The organism is Bacillus sp. AFS037270 (genome assembly GCF_002585305.1).
Genome location: NZ_NUNF01000042.1, coordinates 67,472 through 85,573, shown reverse-complemented (window position 1 = coordinate 85,573; position 18,102 = coordinate 67,472). Strand labels below are relative to the sequence as shown.

Genomic DNA, 18,102 nt, shown 5'->3' with positions numbered 1-18,102 from the left:
CTTCATTCCCTGAGTGGCTTGTAGACTATCGAGGGGCTAGGCGCTGGAGCTGGACGTCGACAGTCCTTTTATTAACAGTTATCCACAAGCGAACATTTTATAAACGAGAAAAAGAGACCTGAATATTCAAGCCTCCTTTGTTCTTTTACTATACTTTTAATGTAGAACCAGCAAAAAGCGAAACCGCATTTTCTCCGCGCCTTCAACAAGTTACACTAGATGCATTTCTTTTAAGGCTCTAAAATCAATTTGCCTTGTGTTTTTCGAGATTGTAATAAGGTATGGACCTTGGCCGCCTCTTCTAAAGGAAACACGCCGCCAATCGTCAGCTTTAATTTCCCCTGGCCAAGATATGTAAATAATTCTACTAAACTTGGCTGTAGCAGGTCTGGTTTTCTCATAATTTGCGGCAGGAAAAATCCAATGACGGATTGATTCCTCGCCATAAGTGATGATGGGTAAAACCGGCTTTGTTCGCCGCTTGCTGCACCAAATATAACGAGGCGGCCAAATGTGGAGAGACATTTAACGGTTTTATTAAAAACCTCTCCTCCGACCATTTCGAGGGCAACATTTACGCCTCTGCCTCCAGTTGCCTCAAGGACCTTCTTATCCCAATCGGGTTCTGTATAGTTAATGAGTACGTCTGCTCCCATTTCACGTGCCAGGGCTAGTTTTTCTTCCGAGCTAGCGGTGGCAATGATTTTTCCCGCCCCAAACAATTTTGCAAGCTGTACTGCTATTGTTCCTACACCGCCTGCTGCCGCATGAACAAGGACAATCTCCCCTTTTTCCAAACGGCCCATAGTTTTTAAAATATGATACGCGCTTAGACCTTGAAGCGGCAGTGCTGCAGCGGTCTGGAAATCTAATTGCTCAGGAATTGGAATGACGGACCGTTCATCAGCTAGGGCAAAATCCGCATAGCCCCCAGATTCAATTAAGGTTACAATTCTTGTACCAGGCTTTATTTTTGTGACTTGATCGCCAACTTCTGTTACAACTCCGGAAATTTCTGCACCAGGAATAAATGGCAGCGGTGTTTTTACGACATACTGTCCTTCCCGGCGTGCAGTATCTGCATAATTAACACCGATTGCTTTGATTTCAATTAATACTTCATGACCTTGAGGAACTGGTTTTTCAATATCAACGAGGTTTAAAACTTCTGGTCCCCCATATTCTTTTAACTGTATCGCTCTCATAAATTCCACTCCTACTTTCCTTTAAAGGCTGGTTTTCTTTTTTCCTTGAACGCGGTGATACCTTCTTGGTGATCCTCGGTTTGGACCATTAATGTCTGAATGAGACGTTCCTGCTCTAATATTTCCTCTAATGTGGAGGTAAATGCTTGATCAATTAATTTCTTTTGTTTTCCATAAGCTTTTCCAGGTCCGTGGGCTAATTTTAACGCAAATTTGGTTGTTTCTTCTTGGAGTTTTTCCAATGGAACTAAAAAGTTGATTGCCCCTAACTGATACAAGCGTTCAGCAGGGATTGGCTCGGCTGTAAATAAGAATTGTTTTGCTAAGTGTGGGCCAATTAGCCTTGGAAGTAAGTAGGACCCGCCGCCATCAGAAATGAGGCCCACTTGGGAGAAACTAAGCGCAAACTTACTTCCTTCTGCAGCTATTATGAGATCACAGGCTAAGGCTAAATTTACTCCTGCACCAGCAGCAAAGCCATGAACAGCAGCAATAATCGGCTTTTCGGTCTCTTTCATTAGTAAAATCAGTTCATTTAGCTTGCCAATATGCTCATATACTTGAACCCCCTTTGCCTGCCCCATCGTTTTAACGTCCCCGCCCGCACTAAACGCACTCCCCGCTCCAGACAAGACAATAACTTGGATATCCTCGTTAATTTGAGCTTGCTGGAGGGCTTCTTTTAATCCCAAGATCATCTCCGGACTGAAGGCATTTAGCCTTTCTGGACGATTTAAGGTTAAGGATAAGACTGGACCAAGTTTTTCAACTAATAAATGTTCTTGCGTCATTTTACATCTTCCTCCCAAAATGGATTGTTTAAAAGCTTATAAAAATAAACTGGGATGCAACATACTATGGTATTACCTGCTTAGCGGGACAATGTTGGTTCGACTATTACCTTTCCCTCCCTTAAGATTGGAACAATGGAGGTAATTCCTTTAGATGCAGCAATCCTTAAATCAGGATGCTGATCATGTTTGTCTAAAAGCCTGCCAACATATGAATCTAGCAATACTTCGTAGGAATCATCCTGTCCTCGGTAAAAATATAGGGCTGTTTTTGCTGCATCAGTTAATTCGTATTCACTCATGTTAAGCAGACAATCAATTAAATGCCCGGCGCCATAGAAATCTTCTAAACTCGTTTCCCCGGAATTACCTGAACAAACAATCAGGATGGTTGAATCATCAGTACAATCCTGTAGTGATCTGGCTACTGCGGGATTGTTAAGCAGCGAACCAATATAAACCCTATTTGCCGAAGCCGATTTCCTTAAAGCGACGGTTCCATTAGTAGTAGACAAGATTAATGTCTTCCCCTTAATATTCTCTCTAATTAAGGTAGGACTGGGATAAACAAAACCATCTATTGGTCTTGCATCCAGTTCACCTGCCAGAATATATTTCCCCTGTGAAAACTCATTTGCAACTCCCATTGCTTCACGGCTATGCAAAACTGGAATGACTTCCTTTGCACCATCCTTTAATGCCGAAACAATCGTTGTGGTCGCCAGAAGCACATCTAAGACGACTGCTATCTTATTTCCAACTGCCATTTTTTCTTCTTTAATTTCTTCTTTTTTCATCAGAAGGTGAATTTTTGTCATTCCTATTCTGCTCCCCCATTAAAGCTTTTCTTCCGACACAAGTGCAGCATGCAAGATTAAATTTTTTACAAAGTGGTTAAAATTCGCAAAACGAGTATCACTGGTTTGCCCTTTTTTGTAACGATAATAGATTTGCTGGCCTATGACGGCAAGCTTAAAGTAGGCGAAGGTTAAATAAAAATTGAAATTGGTAATATCCCTGCCGCTTTTTTTAGCGTAGAGTTCAATGAATTCCTTTCTCGTCAAAAAGCCGTTATGGACAGCAGTAACAGGCGCTTTCCCTAACCCATTAATCAATAGTCCGGAATCGTCTCCCTGATTCCAATAACCCATTGCCACACCAAGATCAGCCAACGGGTCACCGACAGTTGTCATTTCCCAGTCAAACAGTCCTACCATTTCTGTTAAATCCTCATTAAACATGGCATTATTAAATTTATAATCGTAATGGATAATCGCCGCTTCTGACTGTTTAGGAATATGATTCACGAGCCATTTTTTTAGGGAATCTACCACTGGGATTTCATCGGTTTTCGCCCGATCATATCTGCCTATCCAGCCATGGACCTGCCTTTCCATAAAGCCCTCTGGTTTGCTTATTTCGGCAAGTCCTGTTTCTTTGTAGTCGATTTCATGTAATTCGACCAATTTTTCGACCATAATCACGGAAAGACGCTGGCAGAGATCCCTTGTCACTTCAACCCCATTCGGAAAAGAAGTATCAATTACCAAGCCATTTTTTCTCTCCATGATAAAAAATGGACTACCAACAATAGTTGGATCATCCGAATAAAGAAGCGGCCTTGGAGCAACGGAAAAAATCGGGTTTAGCGAAGAGAGGATTTTGTATTCTCTCCCCATATCATGGGCTCTCGGTGCCACTGGCCCAAGCGGAGGACGTCTTAGCACCGCCTTCCAATTTCCCATCTTAATCTGATAGGTCAAATTAGAATGGCCCGCAAAGAACTGCAAAATTTCCAGCTGTCCTCCTGTTAATAAATCAATATTTTCTCGCAAAAACTTCTCCAAAACGGACAAATCCAATTCTTCACCTTGTCGAACTGGAATCGTATCCTTATTCATTTGACGTGGCATAAAATTCCTCCTGTCATACTAGAAAATCCGACTCTTCTAGACACAAATTATTTAAACATGGATTAAATTCACCATACAAATAATCCACATACTAACTGGTTAGTATATAGTTTTTAAAAAAGAGGGGAGACGTTTAAAAAGTAACCCTCCCCTTTTTTGTTTTATCCATTCACTTGAATACCCTTTAAAATCATTTCGACAAAAATTTCAGCAACCTCACGATCCGAGCAGCTGCCGTTTGGATTAAACCACTGATAACTCCAATTTGTTATCCCAAGGATTCCGAATGTAATAATTGAAGCATTGATTTCCTGACGAAATTCCCTGTTCTCAATCCCTGCTTTTATCAGCGCCTCAATATTTAAACGGAATTGATCACGCTTTGAAATAATTAAGGCGGAATGTTCTTCATTTAAATTGGATAATTCCCTGTAAAAGATTTTCGCTGCAGAACCCCGGGATTTAATATCCGAAAGAAGCAAAAATACAACTTCAAATAGTTTTTCTTTATAATTCTTTGATGAATCGTTAAAAATCCGCTCTAGTTGGACCAGTAATTCATCAATATAGCCGCGATGAATATCCATTAATAATTCTTCTTTACTTGAAAAGTAATAATAAAATGTTCCCTTTGTTACCCCTAGGGAATCCACAATATCCTGAATGGATGTTTCACTGAATCCTTTTTTTTCAAATAAGCGGATGCTTTGTTCCGTTATTCTTTCCTTCACCTTTATGTCCTCACAATCTGTTAAATGTTATTCAAATTATACCATAAGACTGTTCTCTCCTTTACAGCATTCTGTGTTCTTAAAGGATTCACACATCTACTTATTCATGGCCTCTTCCCGTAAGACGCGGCGAAGGATTTTCCCTACACCTGTTTTCGGCAGTTGATCACGAAATTCAACAAGTCGAGGTACTTTATAGGCAGCCATGTTTTGCTTACTATATTGAATGATTTCCTGCTCTGTTGCCGTACTTCCCGCCTTCAGGACTAAAACTGCCTTCACATCTTCGCCCCTGTAAGGGTCTGGCACCCCTATACAAACGGCTTCCTGTACGTCTGGATGTTCATATAATACTTCTTCTATATCGCGGGGATAGATATTATAACCACTCGCGATAATTAAATCTTTCTTTCTATCAACAATATATAAATAGCCGTCTTCATCCACTTTAGCAATATCACCGGTATAGAGCCAGCCTTCACGGAGTGTATGCGCCGTTTCTTCCGGCAGGTTCCAGTAACCCTTCATAATTTGCGGTCCTTTAATTATCACTTCCCCTAGCTCACCAACCGGAACTTCTTCCGTGCCTGTTGCTAAATCGACAATCTTGTATTCTGTTGAAGGCATGCCGATCCCCACACTTCCTGGCTTTCTCTCAGCAAATGGCGGGTTACAGTGCGTTGTAGGAGAGGCTTCAGAAAGGCCATAGCCCTCGAGGATTTTTGAGACAGTCTTTCTTTCAAAATTACGCAGCAATTCAACGGGCATCGGTGCACTGCCGCTATTACAGGTTCTAATGCTATTAATGTTATATTCCTCTGCCCGAGGGTGACTTGTGATCGCCACATACATCGTGGGAACACCGGGGAACATGGTTGGCTGTTCATTTTTTATGGTATTTAGGACCTCCTCTAATTCAAACCGTGGCAGCATGATCGATTCGGCTGCAGTATAAATGGAGAGATTCATACAAGAACTCATCCCAAACACATGGAAAAGAGGAATGACTGTTAAACACCTTTCCTTGCCCATTTCTATTTCATGCTTAAAAAACTCATAGCTTTGGAGGACATTGGCCAAAATGTTGTAGTGCGTGAGCATTGCACCTTTTGAACGTCCGGTTGTTCCGCCTGTATATTGGAGAACCGCTACATCATGTACAGGCTCAAAACTAATGGGAGTAATGTTTCCATCGCCCTCACCGAGGAAGCTTTCGAAGCTACGGTCAGGAGAAAAATCTTGGCTGGATGGCTGTATTCTTACCACAATAACATTTTTCAAGTTTGTTTGCGGCTGAACACTTTTGACTCTTGGATATAAGGCATCGAAGACGATGATCGTCTCTGCGCCGGAATCCTTCAAAATATATTCCAACTCCCGCTCTACGGACATTGGATTTACTTGAGTAACAATTGCTCCGGCGTTTAGGATTCCATAATAGGAAATCACATATTGCGGGCAGTTGGGGAGCATGATTGCAACTCTGTCGCCCTTTTGTACTTGATTTTTTTGCAGGGCGGAAGTAAAGCTCTGCGCCATTTGGTTAAGCTGCTCGTAGGTGATTTTTCTTCCGTAAAAAGAAAGGGCATTATTGGCAGGAAATTTTGCGGCTGTCTCTTGTAGAATTTTACCCATTGGTATTTCAGGGATTGTAATTGTTTTTCCTATACTCTCCGGATAGTGCTCCAACCAAGCTTTTTTTTGACTCATAAGTCCCCTCCGCATTCTTGTTTATTAGTTCAAACTTAAAACGTCAAACCGCCTCCATCGACTGAAAGCGTCGCGCCAGTAATAAAGGATGCTGCATCTGATGCTAAAAATAACACTGCGTTGGCTACTTCTTCCGGTGTTCCGATTCTCCCCAGGGCATTTGCTCGTGAAATAATCGGCCATTTCCGTTCATTTTGTTTCCAATTATCAATAATCTTGGTATCAATCACACCAGGTGCAATAGCATTGACACGGATATTGTATTTTCCATATTCAAGTGCAGCGTTTTGCGTCAACACCACTACTCCGGCCTTGGAGGCATTGTAAGCGGAAACAAATTTTTGCCCTTTTAAACCGAGCAGACTAGAGGTGTTAATGATGGAACCCCCGCCTGACTTGATTAATGCGGGAACGGCATATTTAATGCCTAGAAACACTCCTTTTAGGTTAATATCAACAACTCGGTCCCATTCCTCCACTGACAAATCTACACTTCTGACTTCTGAGTTCCCGACCCCAGCATTATTGAACATGATGTGTAGTCCACCAAACGTGCCCGTGGTCGTTTCGATTAATCGTTTGATTTGCTCCGGATCAGCCACGTCTGTTTTTACAAAAATGGATGACCCTTCGTGCTCGCGTATGTAGTTGGCGGTCTCTTCCCCGTCTATTGAATCGATATCTGCCACAACGACTTTCGCCCCTTCTTTTGCAAACCGAAGGGCCGCTGCCCGTCCAATTCCACTGCCGCCGCCTGTAACAATAGCTGTTTTTTCGCTTAATTTCATCTAAACCAGCCCTCTCACTATCATCATCCAACTTCCCGAGCAATACTAACCAGTTAGTATGTTATATGTACAATTATACCTTCAAAACTTAATTATTCAATTTCTTTTCTAAATATTCTAATAAATTTTTAGTGCTTTTTAAGCAAAAAAAAAAGAAGGGCTGGAAAACTTCTGTTTTTTGGCCTTCCTTTTCTATTAGTACCGTTTAAAAGATCTTTTCTGTTTATTCATTACCTCATACGATTTTTCAATGATGTCTGTTAAAACGTCACCTTTGTAAATTCTGCCTAGCTTTAATCCCTGTTGATAATATTCAACAATTTCATCCAGCTTAGCAGAGGTTTCTTTCGTGATTCTGACATTTAGTTGAATTCTTTCGTTTTCATTCATTGCTTGACGCTCCTGTTTTATGCTATTTTTTTGCTAGCTATTATCTATTTGTTTGTTATCACTTGCTACTATACTACAAATTCCGATTTTTTTCATTTAAAAAATCGGACCATCATCGCGACGGCCCAATTTTATAATTAACCAAGAATGGACTCCTCTATTGGTGTACTAACAAAGTGAGTCTGCAGCCAATTATTTAACAGTTCAACAAGCTCCGGATGAATAGGCAAATTACCCTCTGCAATAATATCTTTTTTGACCGTAAACATGGTGGAGGTACTTGTAATTAGTTTGCAGGAATGCCCCATATTTTCAATAACATAGTATTCAGCATCACCTTTAACATACTTCGGCAAATCCTTTATGACATCTGGATTAGCTTGAATATCACGTGCTCCGGTAATAGCTAAGACTGGGCAGGTAACCTTTGCTAAATCCTCTCTGACATTATACATAAAATGTTCACGCATCCACTTGGCATTTATTTTTGTAAAACTAACCTTAAGACAATCCTCTGTTGAGTTTTGTACCTTTTCTATATATTTTTGTGCTTGTTTCTCTATCTTATTATGCACACCTAATAATCGAAGTAAAATGCCCTGGAATCCTTTAGCTTTCAAAACATCCTCTCTGGCAATTTCTCTCTGCCGCTTAAGCGCTTCACTTATTCTCTCAACCGCCCCCGATAGTAGGATTAAACCGCCGAGCTCTTCTCTTACAGCCAACGCTGACCCAATCGTGCTTCCTTCACTATGTCCTAACACGATCACCTTATCAGGATCTACTTCGGGAAGGTTTTTTAAAAATCGAACGGCCGCTTGGGCATCATCTACTAAGTCCCATAAACCTGTTGTTAAATAATCCCCCTCACTAGCTGCAACACCTCGTTTGTCATATCTTAGATTGATGAATCCTATCGATGTTAAAAATTCAGCTAACTGACGATATAACTTTAAATCCATTTTTTCATTCATTTTTCCATTACGATCTAATTTTCCTGAACCTGAAATAATTACGACTGCGGGGCTTTTTTCTATCCTAGCCTCCGGTATACACAGCGTCCCCTTTAATACTGTTTGGCTTTGTATTGTTACTTCTCTCTCCACCGTTCTCATCGTATATCCCCCTATTGTTCTTTGTGTTTTTGTTCAGGAATAATGATCGTAGCTAATGTTCTCCTTCTTCTTCCCTTTTTCGGCTTATTTTGCGTTACCCTTGCATAAACCTCGGATATTTCCTTAATAAATTGTACAAACTCGTTGTCGTCTAAAAATACACTAGTCTGCCTAAATGATACACCATCTCTGGCTAAATCAATTTTTTCTTGGTTTAAATATCGTTCATATTCACCCATGATATTGGCCATGAATTTAAAAAATAAATCCATATGCTCATCCTTGGTGAAACTGTTTAATTTCTCTGGGGGGATCGATGCCTTGGCAGGGTCTTGCAGAGAGTATATCTTTTCAATTGTCCCTCGATTTGGAATCTCATCAATAATATGGATTACACCTGCCTCCACTAGTTTTTTTATGTGCCGATACAATGATGCTTGTGGAATATCAGGTAGTAATACTTTCATTTGTTGAGCGGTCATTTGTTGGTTTATTAAAGACTGAATGATTCTCATCCGAACGGGATGCAATATTACGTCTACGGTTGATTCTTTTACCATTATTATAGGTCCTTTCATTTATTACCATTATTAATAATGATAATAGTGTACCGTTTGGAATTTGTAAAGCTGAAAATTGGAAATAAATATAAATTTTTACGTTTTTAACTTCCTCTCCAAATCCCTACATGAAAAGTGAATTTTCTACTTATATTATAATGAGGAGGCGTGCATTCAATGATACTATCATGTATTTTAGGCATTATCTTAACATCACAACCGATTAACTCTCCCGATCATTTAGTCATAACAAAAAACGGGATCCATGTGACAACTATTAAACAGGAGGATTTCTCCTATCCCTATACAGATTTGCCGATTATAGATTCAAAAAAGTACAATCAATTCTTAGATAACTTGGACAAGCATTTCTCGATTAAGCCTGAAAATGCCATTATTAATTCCAATGGTGAGATTGTGTCAGAAAAAATCGGTTTGCAAATTCATCGCCAGGCTTTTACAGAACAGCTGTATGCTTATTTTTTTTCACATCAATCAGGCAAATTAGAAATCCCAATGTTATCTGTTTATCCTAAAGTGGATAGTGAATTACTTTCGGATATACGCAGTATGAGAATTGGCCGTTATGTAACGTCCTTTAATCCTGGAAACAAAACTAGGTCCAATAATATTGATTTAGCAACTAAGGCAATTAATAATTATGTCATCTTTCCAGGAGAAACCTTTTCTTTTAACAAAGTGGTCGGAAAGAGGACTGCTTCTAAAGGTTATTTAAAGGCTCCTGTGATCATAAGAGGGGAATTTTCAGAGGATATTGGCGGTGGCATATGTCAAGTCTCATCCACCCTATTTAACGCTGTAGATAGTGCGGGATTAAAAATTCTCCAAAGATTTTCACATACGAGAAAGGTTCCGTACATCCCGCCTGGCCGAGATGCAACGGTTAGTTGGTATGGCCCTGATTTTGCTTTTAAAAATACCTATAAAGAGCCAGTTTTAATCAGAGCAAAAACACTTGGTCATTTATTAGTAATCAATCTCTATTCTTCAGATTTGATTGAATACCAACCAAAGAAAGTTCCAAACGCTCTATATTAAAAAAGTCCGCTGAATCAACAGCGGACTTTTTTTGCTTTTTATTGTTTATTATTATTTAATGCACTTTCCATTAGCTCCTCTGAAAACTCAGTTAGAGCTGTATTGTCCATTACATTCAGGCTGGGTAGTTTGGTTTTTTCTGAAAAGTTTTTCACTGCATTTTGAAAAGGAAGTGCAAAATCACTACGCTTCCCTCTTGTTATCCCAAACAAAGCGGCACTTAAAGATAGTCCAACAAGTGATGCCCATAACGGCATTCTGCTTTTTGGTTTAGGAGTAAACAATTTGAAAAACGGCTGTCTTGTCATTTTTTTCATATTCAGCACCCCTTTTGCTTTGTATAGAAGTTAACACTTCTCCCCTCTATTTGCTTAATTTGTGCCATCCCTAAAAAAATATGTGATACAAAACATGTGTAAATTGTAATTTTTTCGCATTTAATTATCAAATTATTATCTGTTTTAGTATTAATGAACCACCTCCCATTTTTGAACATACAATGGCTAAAAAGAAAATAGGTGGTGTCTATGGGAAGCTTAACTTATTTTGATTTTTTAGCAAAATTCGGTGTTGGTGGTGCTCATCCAGGAGGAATCCTTCTTACGCAAGACATTCTTTCAAAGGAAAAGATAAATGACCAATCGGTTATATTAGATGCAGGCTGCGGCACTGGTCAAACGGCAGCTTACTTGTATCAACACTACAGAGCAAACGTGATTGGTTTGGAGATCAACCCGATCATGGTGGAAAAAGCGAAAGACCGCTTTGAAAAGCTGCAGTTCCCCATTTCTTTAATAAAGGGTTCGATTGAGGAAATTCCATTTGCCGATCATACATTTGACTTTATTTTATCGGAATCAGTTTTAGCTTTTGTTAATAAACCAAAAGCCCTTAAAGAATTTTATCGAGTATTAAAAAAAGGCGGACGTTTAATTGCAAACGAAATGACCATTAACCGCCCTGTTAATCAGCTGGAAGCAGCTGAGATTATGAATTTCTACTCCGTTGACTCGTTATTGCTAGAGGAAGACTGGAGGCTGCTATTACAAGAGGCAGGGTTCCACAATATTGAAATTAAAGCATATAATTTGCCACTAAGCCACGGGAATCAAACACCTGAGTTCAATTTCTCAAAGGACTTCGAACCTGAACTTTTTCACGTACTGAATGAACACGGGAATATCGTTATTAAATACCAGGATGTCCTCAGCTATCGGGTATTAACTGTATCAAAATAGGAAGACCGCCTACTTTTTAACACAAAAGTAGGTTTTTTATATTAAATAATCCACACCATTGATTATGTATATTATTGTCCTTTCGATGAAAAATAACTAACAAGGTGAAAGGATGGGATGACTACATGGATAACACTTTGGCGTACTTAAAAGAAATATTATCCAATTATACGGACGATCACTCCGAAGGAAGATTTATATATAAGAAACTCATTGAAGGCACTTACAAATCTGAAGGCCCTTTTGTCAGGGATTTAACCCAAAAGGAAATCCATTTTTTAAATAACATATTACCCAAAGAAATTAACCACGCAAAAGAGGCTCAAGATGAAAAACGAGCTTATCAACTCAATGAGGTATATGAGCTTTTGCTCTAAAAACAAAAAAGATGGCAGACCACTCTGTCATCTTTTTCAGAAATATTTCATTTTTTGCTAAAACTATTTCCTAGGTAAGCGCATAGTACGACAAAACATCCATGAAATCTATTTTTATTTCCTGAATTAACGACAATATAATTATAAAAGTTACAAAAATCCCCAATAATTCCGACACCATTCTACGGTTTCCTGCTAATGGATGTCTCTTTTCTTAAATCTTCCACCCCGTACTTCCGCAATATCCGCCACCGCTAAAAACGCATTGCCGTCATTCTCTGTTACAATTTCCTTTAATTTTGCTTCCTCAAGACGGTTTATCACACAAAAAATTACCTTTTTCTCATCACCAGAATAGGCACCCTCCCCATTCAAGTAGGTGACTCCACGACCTAAACGATTCATAATAGCATCACCAATTTGGCTGGCATTGTCACTAATAATCCAAACAGACTTAGATTCATCAAGTCCAGTAATGGTGATATCAATTGTTTTGTATGCGACAAAATAGGCAATTAAAGAATACATAGCCCGATCCCACGAAAAAACAAATCCCGCGCTTCCTAAGATGAACAAATTAAAAAACATGATAATTTCTCCAACAGAGAAGGGAAGTTTATTATTGAAAAGAATGGCCAAAATTTCGGTTCCATCTAAAGAACCTCCATAGCGAATAACCAAACCTACTCCAACGCCGAGCAGGATTCCCCCAAAAACGGTGGCAAGTAGTATATCTTGTGTAAAAGCTGGAACTGGATGAAGGAGTGTAGTTGTAACCGAAAGAATGACAATTCCATATAGAGTGGATAATGCGAAGGTCTTTCCAATTTGTTTGTAGCCTAAAAAGATAAAAGGAATATTAAAAAGAAATAGGAACACCCCTAGTTTCCAGCCTGTAATATAGGACAACATGATGGAAATGCCGGTAATACCGCCATCTATTACATTATTGGGGACAAGGAATATTTCCAACCCTACAGACATTAGAATGGCCCCCAGCGTGATTAATAGAGCCCTCTGGAAAATCTTCTTCTTCGTCAACCCTTTGTGTTGAATCTTAGCCATGATGGCCTCTTTCTGGTCAATTAAACTGATCTCTTGTGTCCCCGACATTATCTTTCCCCTTTCAGTATAGCATCTTACTAATAGTATAATGAATTTAAGCTGCTATTTATATTTAAATGCTTACTTTTCTTTGTTCATAAAGAAAACTGCCTCATATTAAGGCAGTAAATGGATCAACTTGGGTCAACTTCATCGTAGGAGAGGGTTGTCACACTAGTGTACTCCCCTTCTTCTACTTCTTTCTCAGTTGCACTCGCATTTAGTTCTTCTTGGTCATCCATCCCTGGTGCAACGGTTGGTTGTTTTTTCTTAATCATTACCATCACTCCTTTTCGAGGATTATTTTCCCTAATTTTTTATCAACTATACTCAAAACCTTTAATTCAAAATTTAAATTAATAAAAAGAAGCTACCTCAATAAAGAAGTAACTCCTTCATTTAATTAACAGCTTAGGAGACCCAACCATGACACCAGCTAATGATTTTCAAATGATTATTTCCGTTTAGTTTTTTAAGCTAAGCGACACTTTGAAAACTCAGCCGATGTGTGTTTGTTCCGTTGTAGGAATTAATTCGCATGTGTTTAATGGAATTCAAACTCCTAAAAGAAACAAATCATTTTCGGTTTTGACACCGTATAAGACTCTTTTTCCTCATTCGGATTCAGCTTCTTGGCGATACATCTTTTAGGTTTGGTTTCAGTTATGGATACCTTGTTAAAGTATTTCGTTTAACTAGGTACTAACCTATAAACCCTTAGCTTCTACCTTTGATAGAGATTCTATTAAATCATAGATATCCTTTATGAAAGGTGTTTGTTTTGGATTTATCATCCCTATAAGACCTTTTATCGCTCCACCTACCAAATGATTGATCAGTACAACCTTACTACTACTCGTTCACATAACGGAACGAACACGAATGGTTGAGCCTCCTAAGATGTTAACTTTTTATATTTCTTTTTTACACTTTTAGTGTATCACAGAATCTTTAGAATAAACGGAAAGTTTGTGACAGTTATGTGAACTTTTGGAAATTCCGTCCTGGATTAGTATCAAAGTAATAAGGGAACCTTATTTAAAATAGATCAATATTAGAAAGGATGAAAAGGGCAGATGATAGAATCCCTTAGGAAATATGCGAAATCCTTTCATTCTATTAACGATCTTGATCCGTTAATAGAAGCGATTGGTGATGCGAAATACGTCCTGCTTGGAGAATCTTCACATGGTACATCAGAGTTTTATACAATTCGGGCAGAATTAACGAAGAGGCTAATTCAAGAAAAGGGCTTTTCCTTTATTGCAGTGGAAGGTGATTGGCCAGCCTGCCAATCAATTAATCGATATATTAAAGGATTTTCCCCATCTAATAAGGATGTACGGGAAGTATTAGAAGATTTTAACCGTTGGCCTACATGGATGTGGGCCAATCAAGAAATAATCGGCTTGATTGAGTGGTTAAAGGAATTTAATATAAAAACGAATCGATCAGAAAAGGTTGGATTTTATGGTTTGGATGTATACAGCCTTTGGGAAAGTCTTGATGAGATAGTTGGTTTTTTAACAAAAAATAATTCTCCAGAACTTGAGGCTGCTAAGAAGGCGTTTGCTTGTTTTGAGCCCCATAACCGAAATAACGAATCCTATGCTGTCTCTGCCGGCTATTTATCTGAGGACTGTATGGAAGAGGCACTCCACCTCCTTTCCACGATACAAAAAAATAAATGGAAGTTTGAGGATGATCAAGAGAGCAGTCTCAATATGGAAGTAAATGCTCTTGTTACAGCACATGCTGAGGAATACTACCGCACCATGGTGAAAAGTGATGATGAATCTTGGAACATTCGTGATCGGCACATGGTTGATGCTCTAAATTCCATTAGTAAGTTTTATGGCAAAGATGCAAAGGTTATCATTTGGGAACATAATACACACGTTGGAGATGCACGGGCCACTGACATGAAGGACGAAGGAATGGTAAATGTGGGGCAGCTCGTTCGCGAACAAAATGGGGAAGACATGGTATTTATCGTTGGGTTCGGGACTTATACAGGCACCGTAATTGCCTCAACGGAATGGGGAGTGAACTTGGAAGTAATGGATGTTCCGCCTGCCCAACCCGGCTGCTGGGAATACTTCATGCATCAGTCAGGAGCCATGAATCAGTATCTTATTTTTAACGATCAAAACCGTAAAGAATTTTCCTAAACAGTTGGACATCGAGCTATTGGTGTCGTGTATCATCCCGAATACGAACATTTTGGAAATTATGTTCCTTCTAACATGGGGAAGCGGTACGATGGGTTTATATTCGTAGACCGCACCAATGCATTACATCCATTAGTATTAGAACATGTTTCCATTTAAGGAATAGTTTTTCTTGCCAAACTCTTCAAATTTCCTTTGATGTGAGATTTTTTTAACATGTTAACAGAAAAAACCAATCACTAAAAAAGATTGGTTTTTTGTACAAATTACTTAGATCCCGGTGCTGGTTGATCGACACCTTTTACATGGTGACTATGGCCATTGTCTTCAGTAGTATTGAAATCATAATAATGGACATGCATCCCATTTCCTACTGGTATAGCTGGACCGGAGTATGCACGATAATGGTGTGTGTGTCCATCCTCAAATAGCACATATCCTTCCGTATAATGAATATGCCCTCCATCTTGAGTTGGAATCGGCGGTGATGTAACGTCCAAACATTGATGCACATGCCCTGAGCTTACACCTGTATAGTCAACTGAACCGTGGTTATGATGTGGCACAAAACCTTGGACAAAGTCATCCTTACCTGTATTTCTAATCGCAATCACCCCATAAAGTAGATTTAATGTTACAACTATATGCAGCTGATAATTAAATAAGTCAAAAAAGGCATTCAAAAACTTCGCTCGCAATGATAGAAGCATCTTCGCACTAAAAGAAAGAAAATAAAAATCCTTATCACCGAGTATTGATAAGGATTTTTACTATTAAACACTTACATTATGAATTTTCCGTTTTACTATTTTGTTAGAAAAATGGCTTTGCAAAACCATGCCAATCATGACTAATGCCATGCCGCTCCAGGATACGGCTGAAGGCATCACCGAGTTTAAGAGCAATAATTCTCCCATTACAGCAAATAAAACCTCCATCGATTGGGTAGCCTCGACAGCAGCGAGCTTTTGCATGTCACCTCTTACTAAATCAGTGGCTTGAAAGAAAAGAACCGTGGCAATAACTCCTGAGGATATAGCCACAAGCCCCGATTGAGTGATTTGCCCTAGGCTTGGAGAACCAGCCGTAAGCAAACCATAGATTGATAATGCAATCCAAAAAGGCAGACTGGCTAGTGTCATCCCTAATACCCGTTGAAAGACATCTAGGCGGCCTCCGCACACCTCCATCATTTTCCGGTTACCCAGCGGATAGGCAAAGGACGCAAGGATAATTGGTAATACCCCTAGGGCAATTGCCATCAGCGATAAGTGACTCGCTTGTTCCAATTGCATAAGGATAACTCCTAGTAAAATAATCAGTGACATCCCTAAACCCTTAAAGGGTATTCTTCCTCTTAACTGAATAGCCCCTTTCTCCGTCATGACAGTTTCGTAAAAAAGTGGTGCCAGCATAGAACCGGAGATAATGGTAATCTGCCAAGTTGAGGCAATCAACCAGCCAGGTGCATATGCCGCCGAAAAGCAGATCGGTGCATAGAAGAATCCAAAACCGATTGTACTCCATAATATCCAGATACCAGGCTGCTTTTTCATTTCAAGTAACAATGGTTTAAAGTTCTTCCTCCCGATTACAATTAGAACTAGAAATGGAACCATAAAGAAATATCTTAAGGATGCACTCCAAATCCAACTTCCTCCGGCTAGATCCATTGATCTATTGAGGATAAAAGTAATCGCAAAAAAGAAAGCGGCAAATATGCCTAACATAATAGGGCGCATTCTTCTCTTTCCTTTCATATTCAAGGGAAATCAACATGTGATTTCCCTTTTTGTTTAACTTAGTCACTTTCCACCATCATTAATTCTCTTTTATGCTTTATGGCAATGATAAAAAAAGATAGGAACAGACCAGCTGCAAAGATAAAAGCTACCCTTACTCCCCATTGTTCCGCAAGTCATAGTACTAATTACCATCGTTCCGATAGGCCAAGCGATTAATTGCACAATTTGGTCAGATATGGACAGTAAGCTATTTGTTTTCAACAACTTACTTTCTTCGCATTGGGTGTAACACAGTAACCATTTAAGATTATATTTTTGAATTAAAACTGGTGCAGTCAAACCGCTAACAAACCCTTAAAAGGTACATCGGACATGCTCCATTCACACCGTTTGATTTGTATCAGTATATCAGATTTCTGAATTTTATGTTAACATATCTTATGAAATTATATGCATATGCTTTGATGTCCGGCATAAAATGTTCTGTCATATACAAATTGAGCAAAAGTATGAAACTTAATTCTCTTAAATTCGTACATAGCTTAGACAAAAAAAATATAAAGTGAGGATGATTCGATGTTTGGAAAAGTGGCTGCTGATATTTTAGGATTAAGTGATGTAGGTTCCGTTATTAGACCGGAAAATTATGATAAAGTGGATGCAGACGATTATGTCATGCATGAAGACAATGAAAAAATTTATTTCTTAATAAAATCAAAATCTGATGAATATTGCTTTACTAATAATGCACTTATCCATCTAGATGGTACAAGCGCGACTAGTAAAAAACGGATGCTGCATCGCTATAGTTATGCAACAAACCGAATTTCAGATGTCATGCTTGAAACAGCTGGGACTGTCGATCTTGACGTTGAAATTAAATTCAAAATTGGCTCGGTTCCATTCTCGATTGATGTCCACAAGAAACATATTGAGGAAGTAAAGGACTTATATAAAGCATTAATCAAAATTTCTGAAATCTCCCATGAAAATGAAATCAGCCTGCAATTCGCTAAACAAAGCCTTGATGTTGCTTCAACCACTCTTGGCCGGATTACAAGCCCCGACAGCAATTTAGTCGTCCAATTCAAAATGCTTAACCAAGCAGCCTTTCAATGGCTTGAGGATAGCAAAAAACAATATTGTGTGAAGGATTTCGGATTTGTTTTTGAAAAATATATCAATAACTAAAATGAAACACCCCC

19 protein-coding genes and 1 pseudogene are annotated in these 18,102 nt (G+C 39.0%); 5 read left to right on the top strand and 15 right to left on the bottom strand.

Going from position 1 to position 18,102, the window contains the following annotated elements:
- Positions 1-230 precede the first annotated feature (230 nt).
- From COD92_RS20840 to COD92_RS20795, 10 genes are all read right to left on the bottom strand, one after another.
- Complete coding sequence (locus tag COD92_RS20840) at positions 231-1,205, bottom strand: quinone oxidoreductase family protein (RefSeq protein ID WP_098529169.1); 975 nt, start codon at positions 1,203-1,205, stop codon at positions 231-233.
- Positions 1,206-1,216: 11 nt separating this feature from the next.
- Complete coding sequence (locus COD92_RS20835) at positions 1,217-1,996, bottom strand: enoyl-CoA hydratase/isomerase family protein (RefSeq protein ID WP_098529171.1); 780 nt, start codon at positions 1,994-1,996, stop codon at positions 1,217-1,219.
- Between the two features lie 80 nt (positions 1,997-2,076).
- The gene (locus COD92_RS20830; protein ID WP_098529173.1) at positions 2,077-2,814 is read right to left on the bottom strand and encodes a 2-phosphosulfolactate phosphatase; all 738 of its coding nucleotides are present in this window, start codon (positions 2,812-2,814) and stop codon (positions 2,077-2,079) included.
- Positions 2,815-2,832: 18 nt separating this feature from the next.
- Complete coding sequence (locus COD92_RS20825; protein WP_176541142.1) at positions 2,833-3,909, bottom strand: phosphotransferase family protein; 1,077 nt, start codon at positions 3,907-3,909, stop codon at positions 2,833-2,835.
- A 161-nt stretch (positions 3,910-4,070) separates the two neighbouring features.
- Positions 4,071-4,640 carry a TetR/AcrR family transcriptional regulator gene (locus COD92_RS20820; RefSeq protein ID WP_098529175.1) on the bottom strand — a complete coding sequence of 190 codons (570 nt, stop codon included), beginning with the start codon at positions 4,638-4,640 and terminating at the stop codon, positions 4,071-4,073.
- A 96-nt stretch (positions 4,641-4,736) separates the two neighbouring features.
- Positions 4,737-6,350 carry a long-chain-fatty-acid--CoA ligase gene (locus COD92_RS20815; protein WP_098529177.1) on the bottom strand — a complete coding sequence of 538 codons (1,614 nt, stop codon included), beginning with the start codon at positions 6,348-6,350 and terminating at the stop codon, positions 4,737-4,739.
- 35 nt (positions 6,351-6,385) lie between these two features.
- A complete protein-coding gene (locus COD92_RS20810; RefSeq protein ID WP_098529179.1) occupies positions 6,386-7,138 on the bottom strand; it encodes an SDR family NAD(P)-dependent oxidoreductase in 753 nt (250 codons plus the stop codon).
- Positions 7,139-7,333: 195 nt separating this feature from the next.
- The gene (locus tag COD92_RS20805; RefSeq protein ID WP_098529181.1) at positions 7,334-7,528 is read right to left on the bottom strand and encodes a hypothetical protein; all 195 of its coding nucleotides are present in this window, start codon (positions 7,526-7,528) and stop codon (positions 7,334-7,336) included.
- 137 nt (positions 7,529-7,665) lie between these two features.
- Positions 7,666-8,643, bottom strand: coding sequence for an alpha/beta hydrolase (locus COD92_RS20800; protein WP_098529183.1), 978 nt, complete (start codon positions 8,641-8,643; stop codon positions 7,666-7,668).
- An 11-nt stretch (positions 8,644-8,654) separates the two neighbouring features.
- Complete coding sequence (locus tag COD92_RS20795; RefSeq protein ID WP_176541143.1) at positions 8,655-9,203, bottom strand: helix-turn-helix domain-containing protein; 549 nt, start codon at positions 9,201-9,203, stop codon at positions 8,655-8,657.
- A 177-nt stretch (positions 9,204-9,380) separates the two neighbouring features.
- Here COD92_RS20795 and COD92_RS20790 point away from each other — a divergent pair, with 177 nt between their 5' ends.
- Positions 9,381-10,262, top strand: coding sequence for a VanW family protein (locus COD92_RS20790; protein WP_098529187.1), 882 nt, complete (start codon positions 9,381-9,383; stop codon positions 10,260-10,262).
- Positions 10,263-10,300: 38 nt separating this feature from the next.
- On the opposite strand, the gene COD92_RS20785 is transcribed toward COD92_RS20790, so the two are convergent.
- Positions 10,301-10,579 (bottom strand): hypothetical protein, encoded by a 279-nt coding sequence (locus tag COD92_RS20785; RefSeq protein WP_098529189.1) that lies wholly within the window; start codon positions 10,577-10,579, stop codon positions 10,301-10,303.
- Positions 10,580-10,789: 210 nt separating this feature from the next.
- Between COD92_RS20785 and COD92_RS20780 the strand changes: the two genes are divergently transcribed.
- A complete protein-coding gene (locus COD92_RS20780) occupies positions 10,790-11,500 on the top strand; it encodes a class I SAM-dependent methyltransferase (RefSeq protein ID WP_098529191.1) in 711 nt (236 codons plus the stop codon).
- Positions 11,501-11,625: 125 nt separating this feature from the next.
- Positions 11,626-11,877, top strand: coding sequence for a sigma-G-dependent sporulation-specific acid-soluble spore protein CsgA (locus tag COD92_RS20775; RefSeq protein WP_098529193.1), 252 nt, complete (start codon positions 11,626-11,628; stop codon positions 11,875-11,877).
- A 195-nt stretch (positions 11,878-12,072) separates the two neighbouring features.
- On the opposite strand, the gene COD92_RS20770 is transcribed toward COD92_RS20775, so the two are convergent.
- Positions 12,073-12,942, bottom strand: coding sequence for a YitT family protein (locus COD92_RS20770; protein WP_480254369.1), 870 nt, complete (start codon positions 12,940-12,942; stop codon positions 12,073-12,075).
- Positions 12,943-13,115: 173 nt separating this feature from the next.
- Entirely contained in the window at positions 13,116-13,259 is a 144-nt protein-coding gene (locus COD92_RS32170; RefSeq protein WP_176541144.1) for a hypothetical protein, read from the bottom strand.
- A 798-nt stretch (positions 13,260-14,057) separates the two neighbouring features.
- On the opposite strand from COD92_RS32170, the pseudogene COD92_RS20765 reads away from it, so the two are divergent.
- Positions 14,058-15,311 (top strand): annotated as a pseudogene (locus COD92_RS20765) (erythromycin esterase family protein).
- Between the two features lie 107 nt (positions 15,312-15,418).
- Here the strand turns inward: COD92_RS20765 and COD92_RS20760 are convergent.
- The gene (locus tag COD92_RS20760; RefSeq protein ID WP_098529448.1) at positions 15,419-15,757 is read right to left on the bottom strand and encodes a YmaF family protein; all 339 of its coding nucleotides are present in this window, start codon (positions 15,755-15,757) and stop codon (positions 15,419-15,421) included.
- A 168-nt stretch (positions 15,758-15,925) separates the two neighbouring features.
- On the bottom strand, positions 15,926-16,894 hold the full coding sequence (locus COD92_RS20755) for a DMT family transporter (RefSeq protein ID WP_098529197.1): 969 nt from the start codon (positions 16,892-16,894) through the stop codon (positions 15,926-15,928).
- Positions 16,895-17,473: 579 nt separating this feature from the next.
- Between COD92_RS20755 and COD92_RS20750 the strand changes: the two genes are divergently transcribed.
- Positions 17,474-18,088, top strand: a complete 615-nt coding sequence (locus COD92_RS20750; RefSeq protein ID WP_098529199.1) for a PH domain-containing protein — start codon at positions 17,474-17,476, stop codon at positions 18,086-18,088.
- Positions 18,089-18,102: the final 14 nt, after the last annotated feature.